Genomic DNA, 15,724 nt, shown 5'->3' on the forward strand with positions numbered 1-15,724 from the left:
GGTCAGGGGAGGTGGAGCACCGGCTTGATGGCGTGGCCGTGCATGTCGGCGACCGCGTCGTTGATCTTCTCGAACGGATAGACCGTGATGATCTTCTCGACCGGGAACTTCCCTTCGGCGTGCCAGTTCAGCAGCGTGGGAATCATCTCGGCGGGGTTGGCGTCGCCCTCGATGCTGCCGCGTACGGTCTTGCCGTTGCTGATCAGATCGACGATGTTCACGGTCAGCTCGGGGCTGCCGATGCCGACGGTGACGAGCGTGCCGAGGGCATCGAGCGCCGCGAGCGCGTTCGCGATGACGGCGGGGACGGCGGTGGTGTCCAGCGCGTGGCTGGCGCCGCCGCCGGTGATCTCGGTGATCGCGGCGACGAGGTCATCCGCGGCGCCGTCGATGGCGTGCGTGGCGCCGACCTCGAGCGCGAGTTCGCGGCGCTGCGCCGAGAGGTCGACGGCGATGACCGTGCGGGCGCCGAGCGCGCGGGCGGCCATGACCGCGGCCATCCCGACGCCGCCGACGCCGAAGACGACGACGCTCGAATCGGCCTGCGGCCGCAGGATGTTGAGCACCGCGCCCGCGCCGGTCTGGAAGCCGCAGCCCATCGGGGCGGCGATCCGCAGGTCGACCTCCGGGTCGACCACGACGACGTTCTCGGCGGTGGCGATGGCGTGGTGGGCGAAGCTGGACTGGCCGAAGAAGGCCGACCAGACCGGGTCGCCGTCGATGCTCACCGGGGTGGTGCCGTCCGGGCGCGCGCCTGCGGCGTTGAGCGGGCCGAAGTTCGCGCAGTAGGCGCGGTGCCCGGCCGCGCACCGCGCGCAGGAACCGCAGCTGTTGTAGCTGATCAGCACCTTGTCGCCGACCGCGATTCCGGTGACGGCCGCGCCGATCGCTTCCACGATGCCCGCGCCCTCGTGGCCGTAGACGGCCGGGGTGTCCGGGGCGGAGTAGGCCTTGCTGGTGAGGTCGGTGTGGCAGATCCCGGCGGCCACGATCCGCACCAGCACCTCGTTCTCGCGGGGGTCGGAGAGCTCGACCCGCGCCGGGGTGAAGGGGCTCTCGGGGCCATAGGACAGCGCCGCTGTTGTGTGCATGGGAAATCTCCGAAAAAATCGAGTGGACAGGGGGTTTCAGGAGGAAGCAGGCCGCGCGGCCCGCGTCAGCACGGGCAGGAGGAAGATCGCCTCGACGATCATCATGAGCAGGCCGCCCGCGCGCTGGTCGGCCACCGCGGAGAGCCCGGCTCCGGCATGGGGGTGGCCGGGCAGGATCGGTTCGCCGGCCAGGATCAGGGCCAGGCCGATGAGTCCGGCCGGAATCCCGGCGAGGTACACCGCGACTCGCTGGGGTGTGGCGTGGACGGGGTCGGGGTCGCCGAGCACCCCGACCCACAGCGCCACGCCTGCGGCGAAGGTGAGCAGGGCGAACAGCGCGGAGCCGGGGCCGGTGGCCGGGGTCGGCAGGTGCCACAGCAGCATGATCAGCGCGTAGCCGAGCGCCGCCGGGATCGCCAGCCGCCGTACCACCGCCGCGGGGGCGCGACGGTGCCGATACACCAGCGAGGCGAGCAGCGACGGTGCGATCACCAGCAGCAGCATCAGCCGGATCATCATCGCCAGGTGTGACGCCCCGGCGGCGGCCTGCGCCACCGGGAGGAAGGCGACGACCACGATCGCGATCACCGCGAGGAGCCGCCATTCGTCCCCGCCGCCGCGGCGGCGGGTCAGCCATACCGTGACGGCCAGCGCGCAGGCCACGGCCAGCGTGACGGTTCCGGTCACCGGGGAGAGGTGCGCGCCCGCGGTGCCGCCGCCCTGCCCGTGCCCGCCGTGCGCACCCTGGAGCGGCTCGGGCTCCGCCGCGCTCCGCGCCGAGAGCAGGCGGCCGAGGCGGATCAGCCCCTGCGCGAGCAGCCAGGCCACGAGCAGCTCGACGGCGGCCAGCCCGGCCAGCCGGAGCAGCCGGGGCCGGGGCGGCTCCTGCGCTGCGGGCCGGGGGGCGGTGGGTGCTGGCATGGCTGGTCCTGGTGGTCGATTCGGTCGGGGGAGGCGGTCCCGGCGGCGGTGCGCTCAGCTCCGCGGGCGGCCGGCGACGCGCGCTTCGATCTCGGTCCGCGTCTGGCCGATGAGCGCCGCGATGCCGTCGGCCTCGGCCTCGCCCGCCGGGGGCAGCGCCCCGGCCATGACGCCGACGGGCAGCTCGCTCGCGGCCACCGTGCGCAGATGGCTGAAGGTGAGGAAGCCGGTCTCGCCGTGGTACGCGCCCATGCCGCTGCGGCCGATGCCGCCGGACGGCGCGCCGGGAATGCCCCAGTGCAGCGCGATGTCGTTGCGGGTGACACCACCGGAGGTGGTGTGCGCCAGAAAATGCCGGAACTCCGCGTCGTCGTCGCCGAACCAGTACGCCGCCAGCGGGCTCGGCTGCCGGTTGATGTAGTCGACGGCCTCGGTGCTGTCGTCGTAGCCGTAGACCACGATGACCGGTCCGAAGATCTCCTCGGTGGCGATCGCCATCTCGGGGGTGACGCCGAGCAGTACCGTCGGCGCGATCCGCCGGGACCGGCGGTCGGGCAGCTGCGCGAGCTCGCCGCGATCGGCGATGGTGACCGCCCGCGCGCCCTTGGCGACCGCGTCCTCGATGAGCCCGTTGACCCGGTCGAAGTTGCGCTCGTCGATGATCGACACCACCGAGCGGTTGGTCAGGTAGCCCGGGAAGTAAGCGCGGACCGCGCGCTCGTAGGCCGCGACGAAGGCGTCCTCGCGGCCGCGCGGGACGAAGACGTAGTCCGGGCACAGGCAGATCTGCCCGCCGTTGGTCAGCCGGAACCCGGCGATCCGCTCGGCGGCCTTCGTCAGATCGGCCCCGGCGGCGATCACCACCGGGTTCTTGCCGCCCAGTTCGAGGGTCACCGGCACCAGATTACGGCCGGCCGCCTCGGCGACGTGTGCGCCCACCGCGGGCGAGCCGGTGAAGAAGAGGTGGTCGAAGGGCAGGTCGGAGAAGGCGCGGGCGGTCTCCAGGCCCCCTCGGACCACGGCGACCTCCTCCTCCCGCATCCGGCTCGCGACGGCCCGCGCGAAGACTTCGGCGGTGCGCTCCGGGATGTCGGAGAACTTGATCATCACGCGGTTGCCCGCCGCGAGCGCCTCGATCGCCGGGTGCACCACGAGCCCGACCGGGAAGTTCCACGGCCCGATGACGCCGACCACGCCCTTCGGCCTGACCTGGACGAACGAGGGCGTCCCGGTCTCGGCCGTACCCGGCAGCGGGCGATCGCCCATCCAGCTCTCCAGATTCGCGCGCACGTCGGCGAGCGCGCCGACCCCGCCGATGATGTCACTCATCAGGTTCGCCAGCCGCGGCCTGCTGCCGAAGTCGGCGTCGAGCGCGGCGGAGATCTCCTCCGCGTACTCGAGTACCCCGGCCACGAACCGGTCGACCCGGTCCAGCCGGACCTCGGCGCCGGGGATGCCCTCCGCGATCGCCGCCCGCCGCTGCGCGTCGAGGAGGGCGCGCAGCTCGGCCGCGGAGGGGTCGGTGGACAGTACCGGGGTCTCGGTGTTGTCGAGCACGGTCATGGCTGGATTTCCTTTTCTGCGGTCGGCGAAGCCCGGGGCGGGAGCGGAGGCCGGGAGACTGGGAGAAGGGGGGTCGAAGTGTGACCCGCGTCATCTCACCTTAATACCGACAGGTATTGTTGGCAATAGTGCGGTTGGGGCGGGAGGGGCCGCGGTGCTTGGGTAGGATCATCAGGTGTCAGCGCAACGAGTGGTTCGTGACCCGGCCGCCGGACCCGAGCTGGTGGACGATGGCGGGGTGCCGCCCGGTCGCAAACGCCGCCCCGGCGGCGGGCGGCGGCGTGACCCGCGGATCGACGAGCGCATCCTGGCCGCCGCGCGCGAGGTCTACGCCGAGCACGGCTGGGCGGGCTTCACGCTCGACGCCGTCTCCAAGCTCGCCGGGGTGAGCCGCGACGCCATCTACCGCAGGCACGGTGACCCGCGCCGGCTGCTGCACGCCATGGTGCTCGAGGGCGAGCACCCGCAGCTCGCGCCCGAGCCCGGCGACGACCTGGCCGCCGTTCTGCGCCGCTACGCGCACTCGGTCTACGACTTCTTCACCGCGGGCCACGGCGCGGTGCTGCTCCGCGTGCACATGGAGGCCAAGCGCTTCCCGGAGGTGTACCGGGCCTACCGCGATCAGGTGGTCGAGCCCAATCAGCGCCGGCTGCACGAGACATTGGAGCGGTTGCTGGCGAGTGCGGGGGCGGACCTCGGCGATGTCGACATCGCGATCTTCACCGAGTCCATCGACGGCGCGATCCTGATGCACGCGCTGCTCAATCAGGACGTCGGTGACGACGAGGAGCGTGCCGTCCGGGCCAGGGCGATGCTCGAAGTGATTGTCGCACAGGCACTCTCGGCGGCCGGGCTGCCGCAGGGCGCCGCGCGCGGATGATCGGCCTCCCGGCCGCGGTGCCGCGCGCGGCGCCAGGGCGTCATCGGCTGGCGTAGAACTCGCGCATCGCCAGCCGCTGCAGCGGACGGCCCGGGGTGAGCCCGATGGCGGTGATCAGCATGTACCACGCGGGCACGCTGATCCAGTTGTCCACGATCGCGCCCGCGGTGGACTCCACTCCGCGCAGCGCGTCGAGTGCTCGTCCGGCAGCGGATTTCTCGTCGTTGGTCATGGGGATTCCCTTCGGTGGATGGGGTCAGCTGTCGGCGGCCGGGCGCAGCGCGACCGGGGTGCGGTCGGCCAGCGGGACCTCGAACCGCGCGGTGCCGGTCTCGTCGGCGGTCACCGGCGTGGTCGTGCCCGCGATGTCGGCGAGGTAGCCGCCGCCGGGGCGCAGCCGGGTGACCCGCACCTCGGTGCGGACCGTGCCCTCGACCGGGTAGAGCACGAAATCGAGCCGCTCGCCGTCGGTCTCGGCCCGGGCGACCATCGCGTCGTCGTACTCGACGTGGTCGAGCAGCGGGCCGGTGCTCCACGCCTCGGGCAGGCCGCGCTCGACGAGATCCAGCCAGCCGCCCTTGCGGGTGAACGCACCGCGGGCCAGCAGCGCGACCGCGGACAGCGAGGCGCCGGGGAACTGCAGGGTGCCGTTCTCCCGGTTCGACGGGGTGACCTCGAATGCCTCGTCCCACGCCGCCCGTGCCAGCTCCTCGTCTCCGGCCTCGCGTGCGGCATCCATGATTCCGCCGTACTGCGCGAGCTTGCCGCCCCCGGCATTGCCGTGGTCGAAGCCGCGGGGCATGTCCTTGAAGATCGTTCCGGTCGGCGCGCCGTTCTCGTCGTAGGTCCACACCCCCGCCCTGGTGAGCGCCCAGCCGCGGTCCGCGAGCTCGGGGACGAGCGGCCGCATCTCCACACTGGTGAACGGGACCGCGCCGTTGCCGTAGCCGGTCCGGGTGGACTTGAACATCAGCGAGGTGCCGTCGGGGCGGTGGAACTCCTCGTCGATGGTCTTGGTGAAGCCGTGCTTGATGCGATCCCAGTAGTTCGTGCCGAGCATCCGGTCGTGGATGCGGAAGGTGTTGGCGGCGGTGCCGTTGCAGAACGGGTAGAGCCAGTTGGGCTCGCAGACGATCATCGACCACGGCGATTCGCCGAGGTCGGCCTCGATGGCATCACACATGGTGCTCAGCGAGTACTCGTAGCGGCGATCGGCGTCCCAGGTGAAGCGCAGCGAGCCGGGTTCGAGGTAGCGCAGATCCCCGGTGGCGGACTGGTAGGTGGCGATCTGCAGGCCGTAGAACCCGGTGAGCATGACGTTCTGCTTGCGGACCGGATCCGGGTTGTTCTCCAGGTTGCCCCACAGGTTCTCCAGCCACCAGTAGCTCCACACCTTGCGCTGCTGGTACTTCGCGATCAGGTTGCGCTGCGCCGCGCTGAGGTAGCCGTGGAAGGCGGGCATCCGGGCGTACTGCAGCATCGACAGTGCCCAGCCGACCTGGTTGATCTGGTAGCGCACGGCGGTCGGCTGGAACTGCTCGAGGATGTCGTAGTTCGACCAGTCGTCGGCGTCCTGCCTGGCGACGTCGAGCACGGTGCGCGCGAGCAGCAGTTCGTCGCGGGTCAGCTCGGGGCCGACGAAGGGCTCCGGCCGGTCGTCGCCGCGCAGCGGCGGGGAGAACGCTTCCAGGTACTTGTTGGTCTCGGTCGCCACCGCCTGCTGCTTGTGCAGGTCCTGCCTGGCGCGCTGGACCAGCCACGCGGTCGCGCCGGCCACCGCCAGCGGCACGGCCACCCGCGCCGCGTCGTGCACCTTCGACGACTTCTCGGCTGCCCCGCCCGCGAGCAGGGCGCTGCCGAGCCAGGTCAGCGGGGTCATCAGCATATTGCCGTTGCCGATCCACACGATCAGGCCGGTGGCGCTGGTCAGCGCGGACAGCGCGCCACGCACCGGCTTCCCCGCGTAGGCGTAGCCGCCGCCGGGCAGCATCAGCCCGAGGCCGGTCGCGCGCCCGCGCCGGGAGCCGGCCAGCGCGCTCAGGCCGAGCCCGGCGAGCTCGACGGCGCCGAGAATCGCGAAGGTGCGCCGCTGCCTGGCGCGAGTGAGCGGGCCGTTGCGGTACCTGCGTTCGGGGATCACGATCGTCGACGGGTAGACCGCGCCCGCGTCGAGGTCGGGGTGTGCGAGCAGCTCGCTCCGCCGCGCGGGCGGTGCGACGGTGGCGAGCGCGCCGACCGCGCCTGCCGCCAGTGCCAGCGAGCTGCGTGCGACTCGGCGTCGAGTGCGTCTGTTCATGTTTCGGTGCTCCCGTGGAGTGGGTGAGGGTTGCTGAGGGCCGGTCGAGCCAGGGGGGTCATGCCCTGGCGGCCGCGCGGCGGCGTTCGGCCTCGATCACGATGTCGTTGAACGACGGGCGCCCGCGCCGGATCATGCGGGTCTTCAACGACGTGAACAGGGTGGCTACGAACAGGCAGCACGCCATCGCGGATTCCTCTCGTCGATTCGGGCGGCCACGAAGGAATGGACCGGCGGCCTGCGTTCCCGGGGCCGCGTGCCCGGTGGTTCGGCGTTGTCCGATGTCAGTACGCCGTTCGGATGTGACTTGCGTCATGACCGATGTTAATACCGACAATTAATGTTGGCAATAGGCAGATCGTCGCGGCCGACGGTGGTTCAGCGCCGGTGCCGCGCCCCGGTCGCGGCAAGGACGAAGTCGACCAACTGCTCGGCGTAGCTGTCGGCCGCGGCGAGCTGGCGCTCGCGCAGCTGCGGCGGCGCGGCCTGGGCATGCATCATCGCCGCGCCGCAGAGGGCGTCCAGCAGCAGCGTCACCGAGGTCTCGGGCGGGAGTTCGCCGCGATCGATCGCCCGCCGGACGATCGCGCGGACGGCGATCACCTGGGAGCCGGAGACCTCCCGGTAGTGCTCGGCCAGGCCGGGCACGAGGTGGGCCTCCAGGCTGAGCCGGAGCGCGGCGCGGCCGCCGTCGGGCAGGTAGATCGCCAGCATCTGCCTGGTCAGCGAGAGCAGCTCGGTGCGGACGTCGTCGAACTCCGGGTCGGTCACCAGCGCCACCCGGGCGCGCACCGCGTCGATGAGCAGGTCGGTCTTGTTCGGCCAGCGCAGGTAGACCGAGGCCTTCCCGGCTCCGGCCCGGCGCGCGACCGCGACCATGCTGAAGCCCGCCCAGCCCACCTCGCCGAACACCGCCATGGCGGCGTCGTAGACGCGCCGGTCGACATCGGGGTCGCGCGGGCGCCCGGAAGCCGGAGCCGCCGGGGCGCCGGCCGCAGTGCTGGCCATGGGTGCAGGCTACGGCCTGCGGGCGCATTGCGGAACAGTTTGTGTCTAGGTATTGTCGCTGCCGGCGATACCGAACGTGTGATGTTCAGTAAGTCGGCCGCGCTCGTCGCCGCGACCCGCGCTCTCACCAGCCCCGTCCGCCCCGCTCGGCGGTGGATTCCGGAGGAACCCATGACGATCTACCCCGACCTCGATCCCCGGACCCCGGTGATCATCGGCGTCGGCCAGGTGGCCGAACGCATCGACGACCCGGAGTACCGCGGCCTCTCCCCGGTCGATCTGGGAGTGGCGGCCGCGCGGGCGGCGGTCGCCGACGCCGGTGCCGAACCGGAGACGCTCATCGCGGCCATCGACACCCTGGCGACGACCAGGCAGTTCGAGGATTCCGTGCCGGGTGCGCCCGCGCCGCTCGGCAAATCGGCCAAGTACCCCGTCTCGGTGGCGCGCCGCCTCGGCGCCGCGCCGCGCCGGACGATCCTCGAGGTCGCGGGCGGACAGTCGCCGCAGCACCTGGTCACCGAGTTCGCCAGGGCCATCGCGGCGGGCGAGTCCGATGTCGTCCTGCTGGCCGGCGCCGAGGCGATCTCCACCATCCGTCACCTCGCCGCGGCCGAGACCAAGCCCGATTTCACCGACGACCCGGACGGTGACTACGAAGACCGGGGCTTCGGGCTGGCCGGGCTGACCTCGCTCGAACAGGCCGCACACGGCCTCACCACCGCACCCGTGCAGTACGCCCTGCTGGAGAATGCCCGCCGGGCGGCCAGGGGCGAGAGCCGGGAGAAGTACGACGCGGCGATGGGCGCGCTGTTCGCGCCGTTCACCGCCGTCGCGGCCGCCAACCCGCTCTCGGCGGCGCCGCAGCGGCGCTCCGCCGAGGAACTGGTGACCCGCACCGAGCGCAACCGCCCGATCGCCGATCCCTACCCGCGCTTCCTGGTGGCGCGCGACCAGGTCAACCAGGCCGCCGCCGTGCTGCTCACCTCGGTGCGGACGGCGGAGCGGCTCGGGGTCGACCCCGCCCGGTGGGTGTTCCTGCACGGACAGGCGGATCTGCGTGAGCGCCCGCTGCTCGAACGCGCCGAACTGGGATCGGCGCCGTCCGCGGTGGCCGCCGTCGAGCACGCGCTGGCGGTGGCCGGGGTGAGCCTGTCCGATATCGGCTTCTTCGACTTCTACAGCTGCTTCCCGATCGCGGTCAGCAATATCACCGACGCCATCGGGCTCTCCCCGGATGATCCGCGCGGGCTCACCCTGACCGGCGGGCTGCCGTTCTTCGGCGGCGCGGGCAACAACTACTCCATGCACGCCATCGCCGAGGCGGTCGGCCGGGTGCGGGGTGCCCCCGGCAGCCGCGCGCTGGTCTCGGCCAACGGGGGAGTGCTCTCCAAGACCTCGGTGGGCATCTACAGCACCACGCCGCGCGCCCTGCGGCCCGACGACAGCGCCGCGCTGCAGCGCGCCATCGATGCCGCGCCCGCCCCCGAACACGTCCGGCACCCGAGCGGCTGGGCGCGGATCGAGGCCTACACCGTGCAGCACACCCGCTCGCGCCGGATCGGCATCGTGATCGGCCGCCTCGAGGACGGCGGCGGCCGGTTCCTCGCGCAGGTCGCGCCGGGCGACGACGCGTTGCCTGCCCTGCTGGAGACCGCGGAGCAGCCGGTCGGCCTGCGGGTGTTCGTGACCGCGCTCGGCTACGGCAACCGGGTCACCGGCACCGAGGAGACCGCCGCGGAGCTCTTCCCGGCCCGGACGCCGGGGCTGCGCGACGACTACGAATTCCTCACGGTGCGACGCGAGGGCCATCTGCTGGAGATCACCATCGATCGTCCCGAGGTGCGCAACGCGCTGCATCCGCCCGCGCACGAGGAGCTCGACGAGGTATTCGACGCCTACTTCGCCGACCCGGATCTCTGGGTCGCCATCATCACCGGCGCGGGCGACAAGGCGTTCAGCGCGGGCAACGACCTGCTCTACAGCACCACCGGCAAGCCGATGTACGTGCCGCGCAATGGATTCGGCGGGATCACCACCCGCAGGGCGATGCACAAGCCGGTGATCGCGGCGGTCAACGGCTTCGCCATGGGCGGCGGGTTCGAGATCGCGCTCGCCTGCCACCTCGTGGTCGTGGGCGCCGACGCCACCTTCGCCCTGAGCGAGGTCAAGGTCGGGCTCGTCGCGGGTGCGGGCGGGGTGATCCGGCTGCCGCGAGCGATACCGCGCAAGCTCGCCACCGAGCTGATCCTCACCGGGCGGCGCATCGATGCCGAGGAGGCCGCGCTGCTCGGGGTGGTCAACCGGGTCGCGCCCGCCGGCGGCGCGCTGGCCGAAGCGCGCAGGCTGGCCGCGGAGATCATCGTCAACTCGCCGACCTCGGTCCGGTTGTCGCTGAAGCTGATGGAGCAGACCGAGGGCATCACCGATACCGTCGCCGCCGTCGCGGCGCCCACCGACGTGGTGGACGAGCTGATGTTCAGCCAGGACGCCACCGAGGGGCTGACCGCGTTCGCCGCCAAACGGGCGCCGGTGTGGCGCAACCGCTGACCTCTGCCCGCCGGATCCGGGCTACGGCTACGGCAGGCGGCCGGTGAAGAGTTCGGCCGCCTGCTCGAACCGGTCCTCGAGATGGTCGAGCAGCCGGGGCTGCCGGTTCAGCACGGCGTTCTCGAAGCTGGCGCGGTCGGTGATGGTGAAGGCCAACGACGACCAGAGCATCGGCCGGGCGTCGTCGTCGGGCCGCACACCCATCCGCTCGGCGATGATGTCGGCCACCATCCGGACCCAGTGCCGCTCCCGCTCGGTGTAGGCGGACAGCAGCCGGGGCGTGTCGTAGATCAACCGGACGACGGCGGCGTCGACGGCGGCGCACTCGCGCGCCGTCGCCACCATGGCTCCCATCAGCACCCGCCAGGGCGGCTCGCCGCCCGGATGATCGCGGACGTGCCTGTGGACGACGGGCGCCACCTCGTCGAACAGGCTGATGACCGCGTCTTCCTTGGACGAGAAGTGGCGGTAGAAGGTCCGCTGCACCACGCCGACCCGGTCGACGATGTCGTTGACCGAGACATTGTCGAAGCCGCGTTCGACGAACATCTCCAGGGCGGTGCGCTGCAATTCCGCGCGTACCGCGAGTCGCTGCCGTTCGCGCAGCGGGGGACGGGTCACGCCCTCGCCTTTCGTCGATGGTACGGACCGTTCACCCGACCGCAGGTGCGGTCATTGTGCCACAGCGGGCGCGCCGTCCGCCCCTTGTCCGGCGGCGACCGCCGGGATATTGTGACTGCGCTTACTGAATTGATGCGCATGACTGACAGATGAAGCGGGTCATCGGGGCTCGCGCCGTGCGCGTCCGAACCGTCGCCCGGCCTCCCTGTTGCGGCACATCTCGCAGCCATCCGACAAGTGAGGAACGCCGTGAGCGACAAATTCGATGTGGTCGAGACCCACAGCCGGTACTGCGATGCGCTGGATCGGGGGGACGCGGACGCGCTGGTGGACGTCTTCACCGCCGATGCCACGTGGACCTGCGGTCCGATGGGGACGTACCGCAATCACGACGGCATCCGGGCGCTGTGCAAGCTGACCGCGGAGGTGACCGGCGGCGCGGTCATGCACTCGACCTCGAACCACATCGTCGAGATCGACGGGGACACCGCCCGGCTGCGGTGCTACCTGCTCGGGATCTCCTGGAATCCGGCCGAGGGGATCGCGCCCAACGTCGGCGGCGCCGGGCGCTACGATGTCGCGCTGGTCCGGGCAGGCGACGCGTGGAAGATTCGGCAGATGGACATCTACCTCTCCGACGATCCCGACAAGGCGATCGACGACCGCTTCAAAGCCTGACGGCCCGGCCGCGGCCGGGCCCGGCGCTATCGGTGCGCGGGCAGGCCGAGCACGCGTTCGGCGAGATGGTTGAGCGCGAACTCGTTGCTGACCGGCCCGGATCGGGACAGCCGTGCGTCGAGGTAGTGGTCGAGCCAGCCGTTGCGCTCGTCCCACGCCTCGGCCCCGAGCACCTGCACCGCATGGTCGGCGCAGTCGAACGCGAGGTCCGAGGCCAGCACCTTGGCCGCCTCGGCGGCACCGGCGGCGTCCTGCCCCCGCTCGGCGTCGTGCCCGGCCGCGGCCTGCCACACCAGCAGCCGCACGGCGGCCGCGCGGGCGTGCAGCCGGGCCAGCGGATGCGCGATCGCCTGGTGCGCGCCGATCGGGGTACTTCCGGTGACGACACGCGATTTCGCGTGTGCGACTGCGTGATCGAGCGCATAGGTGGCCGAACCGGTGCAGAGCGCGGCGGTCAGGATGCGTTCGACGGCGGCGAAGGTCCAGAGCACCCGCATTCCCTGCCCCGGCGTCCCGACGACCGCCTCGGCCGGGACCACCACGTCCTCGAAGTCGAGCTGGTACTGGCGCACTCCCTCCCGGTACCGCATAGGGACCTCGGTGACGGTCACCCCCGGCGACCGCGGATCCACCAGAACGGTGGTGTGGCCGCCGTCGGTTCGCCCCAGGACGAGCACTCGCTCGGCGAGATCGACGCCGGAGCTGATCCGCTTGCGCCCCGAGACGCTGAAATCATCGCCCTGCGCGCGTATTTCGGTCCGCGCGGCGAACAGGTTGTGCCCGGACTCCGGCTCGGTCGCCGCCATGGCGAGATGCACCGAACCGGAGGCGACGCCGGGCAACCAGGCCGTGCGCGCGGCCTGCGGCCCCGCCCGGTCGATCGCGCGGGCGATGGCGATCGACAGCACCGGCATCCACAGCACGATCCCCCGCTCGGCGAAGGCTTCCAGCACGAGCGCGGCGCCGAGCAGCCCCGCCCCCTCCGGTCCGTCGAACGCCGAACCCAGGCAACCGGTTTCGCGGAACGCCTGCCACACATCGGGGCGGACGGCGCCGTGCTCGATGGTGTACGCGCGGATCGCCACAGCGTCCGCCGTGAATCGCGCCGCCGCCGAGGCCGCCCGCGCCCGCACGGCCCGGTACTGCGGACCGAGGTCGATCGGCTGCGCTTCGGGGATGGAAAAGGACATGGCTACTCCCGGTGGGTAAGGACGCGCGACAACGCTGACAGAGTAACACTCCAGAGTGTTGCTCTGTCAGGTTCCTGCGGCCTCGGTTACCGCGGAGCTCGCAGCGCGGCTTCGGTTTCCCCCTCGGCGAGCACCCCGCCGGCCGCGTCGAGCAGCTGAATCCGGAGCCGGCCCCGGACAGCCGCGGCAGCGGGCCGCGGCGGCGCGGGGCTTCCGGACAGCCCCGCTACCGCGGCGTCGACCAGGTCGTCCAGGTGCGCCGAGACCGTGCCGGACAGCTGCCCGGCCAGCCACTGCTGGGCGAGCGCGTGGGCGGGGCCGGTGACGATCGCGACGATCACCGCCATCGGCAGATCCCGCACGGCACCGGTGGCGACGAACGGCGTCAGCCACTCGCGGTAGGCCGCCGCGATCTCCTCGTTCATCGCCCGCAGCCGCTCGCCCGGCTCGGAAGCCCAGTCCAGCCGGCCCTGGGAATACACGAACCGAGCGCGGACCGGATCGGATTCGACCCAGCTCAACTGCTGCGCGATCACCCCGCCCACGCCGTCCGCCACCGTCGCCGGCCGCGCGGAGAGCACCTCCCGGTACCCGGCGTGCACCGCGCCCATCGCCTCCACGTACAGCGTGCCCGCGATCGCCTCCTTGCTGCCGAAATGATGGAACAGCGCACCGTTGGAGACCCCGCTGCGCTCCCGGATCCTGGTGATCGAGGTCCGCTCGTACCCGTCTTCGGAGAAGCACTCCAGTGCGGCGTGCAGGACCCGGTCACGAACGTTCATAGCGCGACAGAGTAGTGCTCCGGTGGCCGAGCCGACGTGACCGGAGGCCGACCGCGGGCGGATCGCCGGCGCAGCCCGGCGTGCCCGGCCGTCAGGGCATCGTGTTCAGCACCATCACCAGTGCGGCGGCCCTGGCGCGCCCGGCGACCGAGTCGACCGGGAAGCCCAGCTGGTCGGAGAGCCGCGCCAGGCGATGGCCGACGCTGCTGTGATGCAGGTGCAGCGTCTCCGCCGCGGCGCGCAGGGTTCCGGCCGCGAGGTACACGCGCAGCGTCTGCAACAGGTCGCGGCCGGACTCCTCCGCGGCCAGCGCGTCGGCGCGGATCAGGTCGGGAATCCGTTGCCGCAGAGTCGGATCGGCCGAGCCGAGCAGGACGAGCGCGCCCAGCTCGTCGGCGCGGACGACCGGCTCGGTCGCGGTCGCCTGGGAGCGGGCGAACCGGGCCTCGTCGAGGTAGCGATGCGCCGCGGAGACCGGACCGGCCAGCGAGACGCCGACCCGGCCCGCGCTGTCCGGGGGGCAGGCGATCTGTGCGGGCGCGAGCCGGACCAGGTCACCGTCGAGCACGACCGGCACCGAGCGCCCGGCCGTCGCGCCCGCGCCGCGCCCTGCGGAGTCGGCAGCCGTCACGACGACCCGGACCTGGGTGTCCGGCGTGAGACCGAGCGCGCCGCAGGACGCCAGCATCGCGGCCTCGCCTGCCGGAACCAGCAGTGCCCTCGTGTGTTCGGCCGAGGTCGGCGCCTGCGCGGGGTGCAGCACGATGGCGGTGGTGAGCGCCATGCGGTCCACCAGCATCTCGTCCAGCGCCAGCGTGGCTCCGCCGCGCTCGATCCACGCGGTCCCCGCCACCTCCCCGTCGACCACGATGGCCCGGCACACGGTGGGGGTGCCCACCGGCTCCGGTGAGCGGCGGCCGTGCTGGTCGCAGCGCAGCCGGATGGCGGGCCACCCCGCCCGGCCGGAGATGTCCACGCCCGCGGTGCAGCCGGCGAGCGCCGCGCCGGCTCGCACCACGGCCGCCGCGTCCGCGCCGTGCCGGACCAGGGTGTCGAAGTAGTCGATCACCCGCACCAGGCCGGCGGAGTCCGCGTCGAGCTCCGCCAGCCGGTACATCAGTCCTCGCATCCGGTGACGCTACGAGGCGGGCGCCTGCACGCGCAAGCCCCGGGCCAGCGCGTACCGCAGTTCGCGCTGACTGCGCTTGCTGACCTCCGCGCCGATCAGCGTGGAGCCGTGGAAGGTCCCGGGGAAGGAGTGCAGCTCCACGCTGACCCCCGCCTGCATCATGCGCTGCGCGTAGTCGATGCCCTCGTCGCGCAGCGGATCGAGTTCCATGGTGCACAGGTAGGTCGGCGGCAGGCCGGCGAGGTCGGTCACCCGTGCGGGTGCGGCGTACGGGGAGACGTCGGGATCCGACGGCCCGGCGTACGACTCGCCCAGGTAGAACTGCCAGGAGAGGATCGCATTGGGCCGATGCCAGACCGGGGTGTCGACGAAGGTGCGCATCGAGACCGTCTCCAGGCGGTCGTCCAGCTCCGGGATCTCCAGCAGCTGGAAGGCGACCGGCGCGCCCTCGTCCCGGGCGCGCAGGACGATGCTCGCGGCGAGCCCGCCACCCGCGCTCTGACCGCCGACGGCGATCCGCTCCGGGTCGATACCGAGCTCCGCCGCCGCGGCGCGCAGGTAGGTCAGCGCGGCCCAGCAGTCGTCGTGCGGCCCGGGAAACGGGGTCTCCGGGGCGAGCCGGTAGTCGACGCTCGCCACCGCGATCCGCAGCTGCCGGGCGACATCCACGCAGAACGGGTCGTCGCCCTGCGCGGTTCCGACGACGAAACCGCCGCCGTGGATCCACAGCAGGACCGGCAGCGGGCCCTCGCCGCTCTCCTCCGGGGTGAAGAGGCGGATGCCGACGTCGGGCGCGTCCCCGATGCCGGGTGCGGCGAGTTCCCGCAGCGACACCCCGTCCATCGAGAGCTCGGCGAGTTCCGGCGCGCGCATCTCGTCCAGGGTGACGCGGGCGGTGACGGGGTGGGCGAAGTCGAAGGGCGGCATCATCGTCACCGCGGCCGCGAGTTCGGGATCCAGGGTGGGGAATTCGGTCATGATGCCATCCTCGCGCTCGGAGTGTCGTGCGTCACTTCAC

The 15,724-nt window shown here is 72.2% G+C and carries 15 protein-coding genes; 3 read left to right on the plus strand and 12 right to left on the minus strand.

Annotation, left to right across the window (positions count from 1 at the left end; translation table 11 throughout):
- Window positions 1-2 precede the first annotated feature (2 nt).
- From NH2_RS08010 to NH2_RS08020, 3 genes are read right to left on the minus strand one after another with little or no spacing between them, the layout of a single operon-like run.
- Window positions 3-1,091 carry an NAD(P)-dependent alcohol dehydrogenase gene (locus tag NH2_RS08010; protein ID WP_067650560.1) on the minus strand — a complete coding sequence of 363 codons (1,089 nt, stop codon included), beginning with the start codon at window positions 1,089-1,091 and terminating at the stop codon, window positions 3-5.
- Between the two features lie 36 nt (window positions 1,092-1,127).
- The gene (locus NH2_RS08015) at window positions 1,128-2,012 is read right to left on the minus strand and encodes a cytochrome c oxidase assembly protein (RefSeq protein ID WP_067650563.1); all 885 of its coding nucleotides are present in this window, start codon (window positions 2,010-2,012) and stop codon (window positions 1,128-1,130) included.
- Between the two features lie 54 nt (window positions 2,013-2,066).
- The gene (locus tag NH2_RS08020; protein WP_067650566.1) at window positions 2,067-3,575 is read right to left on the minus strand and encodes an aldehyde dehydrogenase family protein; all 1,509 of its coding nucleotides are present in this window, start codon (window positions 3,573-3,575) and stop codon (window positions 2,067-2,069) included.
- Between the two features lie 175 nt (window positions 3,576-3,750).
- Here NH2_RS08020 and NH2_RS08025 point away from each other — a divergent pair, with 175 nt between their 5' ends.
- The gene (locus tag NH2_RS08025) at window positions 3,751-4,455 is read left to right on the plus strand and encodes a TetR/AcrR family transcriptional regulator (protein ID WP_084505313.1); all 705 of its coding nucleotides are present in this window, start codon (window positions 3,751-3,753) and stop codon (window positions 4,453-4,455) included.
- Between the two features lie 40 nt (window positions 4,456-4,495).
- Here the strand turns inward: NH2_RS08025 and NH2_RS08030 are convergent, their stop codons facing one another.
- The 4 genes from NH2_RS08030 to NH2_RS08040 all read right to left on the minus strand — a co-directional run bounded on the left by NH2_RS08030 (window position 4,496) and on the right by NH2_RS08040 (window position 7,759).
- Window positions 4,496-4,687: a hypothetical protein gene (locus NH2_RS08030; RefSeq protein WP_067650573.1), complete on the minus strand. Its 192-nt coding sequence runs from the start codon at window positions 4,685-4,687 to the stop codon at window positions 4,496-4,498.
- A 24-nt stretch (window positions 4,688-4,711) separates the two neighbouring features.
- On the minus strand, window positions 4,712-6,751 hold the full coding sequence (locus NH2_RS08035; RefSeq protein ID WP_067650576.1) for a linalool dehydratase/isomerase domain-containing protein: 2,040 nt from the start codon (window positions 6,749-6,751) through the stop codon (window positions 4,712-4,714).
- A gap of 58 nt (window positions 6,752-6,809) precedes the next feature.
- Window positions 6,810-6,938 (minus strand): hypothetical protein, encoded by a 129-nt coding sequence (locus tag NH2_RS30125; protein ID WP_281202016.1) that lies wholly within the window; start codon window positions 6,936-6,938, stop codon window positions 6,810-6,812.
- A gap of 191 nt (window positions 6,939-7,129) precedes the next feature.
- Window positions 7,130-7,759, minus strand: coding sequence for a TetR/AcrR family transcriptional regulator (locus NH2_RS08040; protein ID WP_067650579.1), 630 nt, complete (start codon window positions 7,757-7,759; stop codon window positions 7,130-7,132).
- 171 nt (window positions 7,760-7,930) lie between these two features.
- Between NH2_RS08040 and NH2_RS08045 the strand changes: the two genes are divergently transcribed.
- Window positions 7,931-10,306 (plus strand): acetyl-CoA acetyltransferase, encoded by a 2,376-nt coding sequence (locus NH2_RS08045; RefSeq protein ID WP_067650582.1) that lies wholly within the window; start codon window positions 7,931-7,933, stop codon window positions 10,304-10,306.
- 27 nt (window positions 10,307-10,333) lie between these two features.
- Here the strand turns inward: NH2_RS08045 and NH2_RS08050 are convergent, their stop codons facing one another.
- On the minus strand, window positions 10,334-10,927 hold the full coding sequence (locus NH2_RS08050; protein ID WP_067650584.1) for a TetR family transcriptional regulator: 594 nt from the start codon (window positions 10,925-10,927) through the stop codon (window positions 10,334-10,336).
- 249 nt (window positions 10,928-11,176) lie between these two features.
- Here NH2_RS08050 and NH2_RS08055 point away from each other — a divergent pair, with 249 nt between their 5' ends.
- Window positions 11,177-11,605 (plus strand): nuclear transport factor 2 family protein, encoded by a 429-nt coding sequence (locus NH2_RS08055; protein WP_067650587.1) that lies wholly within the window; start codon window positions 11,177-11,179, stop codon window positions 11,603-11,605.
- 26 nt (window positions 11,606-11,631) lie between these two features.
- On the opposite strand, the gene NH2_RS08060 is transcribed toward NH2_RS08055, so the two are convergent.
- The 4 genes from NH2_RS08060 to NH2_RS08075 all read right to left on the minus strand — a co-directional run bounded on the left by NH2_RS08060 (window position 11,632) and on the right by NH2_RS08075 (window position 15,684).
- The gene (locus tag NH2_RS08060; RefSeq protein ID WP_067650590.1) at window positions 11,632-12,795 is read right to left on the minus strand and encodes an acyl-CoA dehydrogenase family protein; all 1,164 of its coding nucleotides are present in this window, start codon (window positions 12,793-12,795) and stop codon (window positions 11,632-11,634) included.
- An 86-nt stretch (window positions 12,796-12,881) separates the two neighbouring features.
- Window positions 12,882-13,577, minus strand: a complete 696-nt coding sequence (locus tag NH2_RS08065) for a TetR/AcrR family transcriptional regulator (protein WP_067650593.1) — start codon at window positions 13,575-13,577, stop codon at window positions 12,882-12,884.
- Window positions 13,578-13,668: 91 nt separating this feature from the next.
- On the minus strand, window positions 13,669-14,706 hold the full coding sequence (locus tag NH2_RS08070; protein WP_245650473.1) for a helix-turn-helix domain-containing protein: 1,038 nt from the start codon (window positions 14,704-14,706) through the stop codon (window positions 13,669-13,671).
- Between the two features lie 9 nt (window positions 14,707-14,715).
- On the minus strand, window positions 14,716-15,684 hold the full coding sequence (locus NH2_RS08075; RefSeq protein WP_067650600.1) for an alpha/beta hydrolase: 969 nt from the start codon (window positions 15,682-15,684) through the stop codon (window positions 14,716-14,718).
- Window positions 15,685-15,724: the final 40 nt, after the last annotated feature.

The organism is Nocardia harenae NBRC 108248 (assembly GCF_001612885.1).
Taxonomy (GTDB): domain Bacteria; phylum Actinomycetota; class Actinomycetes; order Mycobacteriales; family Mycobacteriaceae; genus Nocardia; species Nocardia harenae.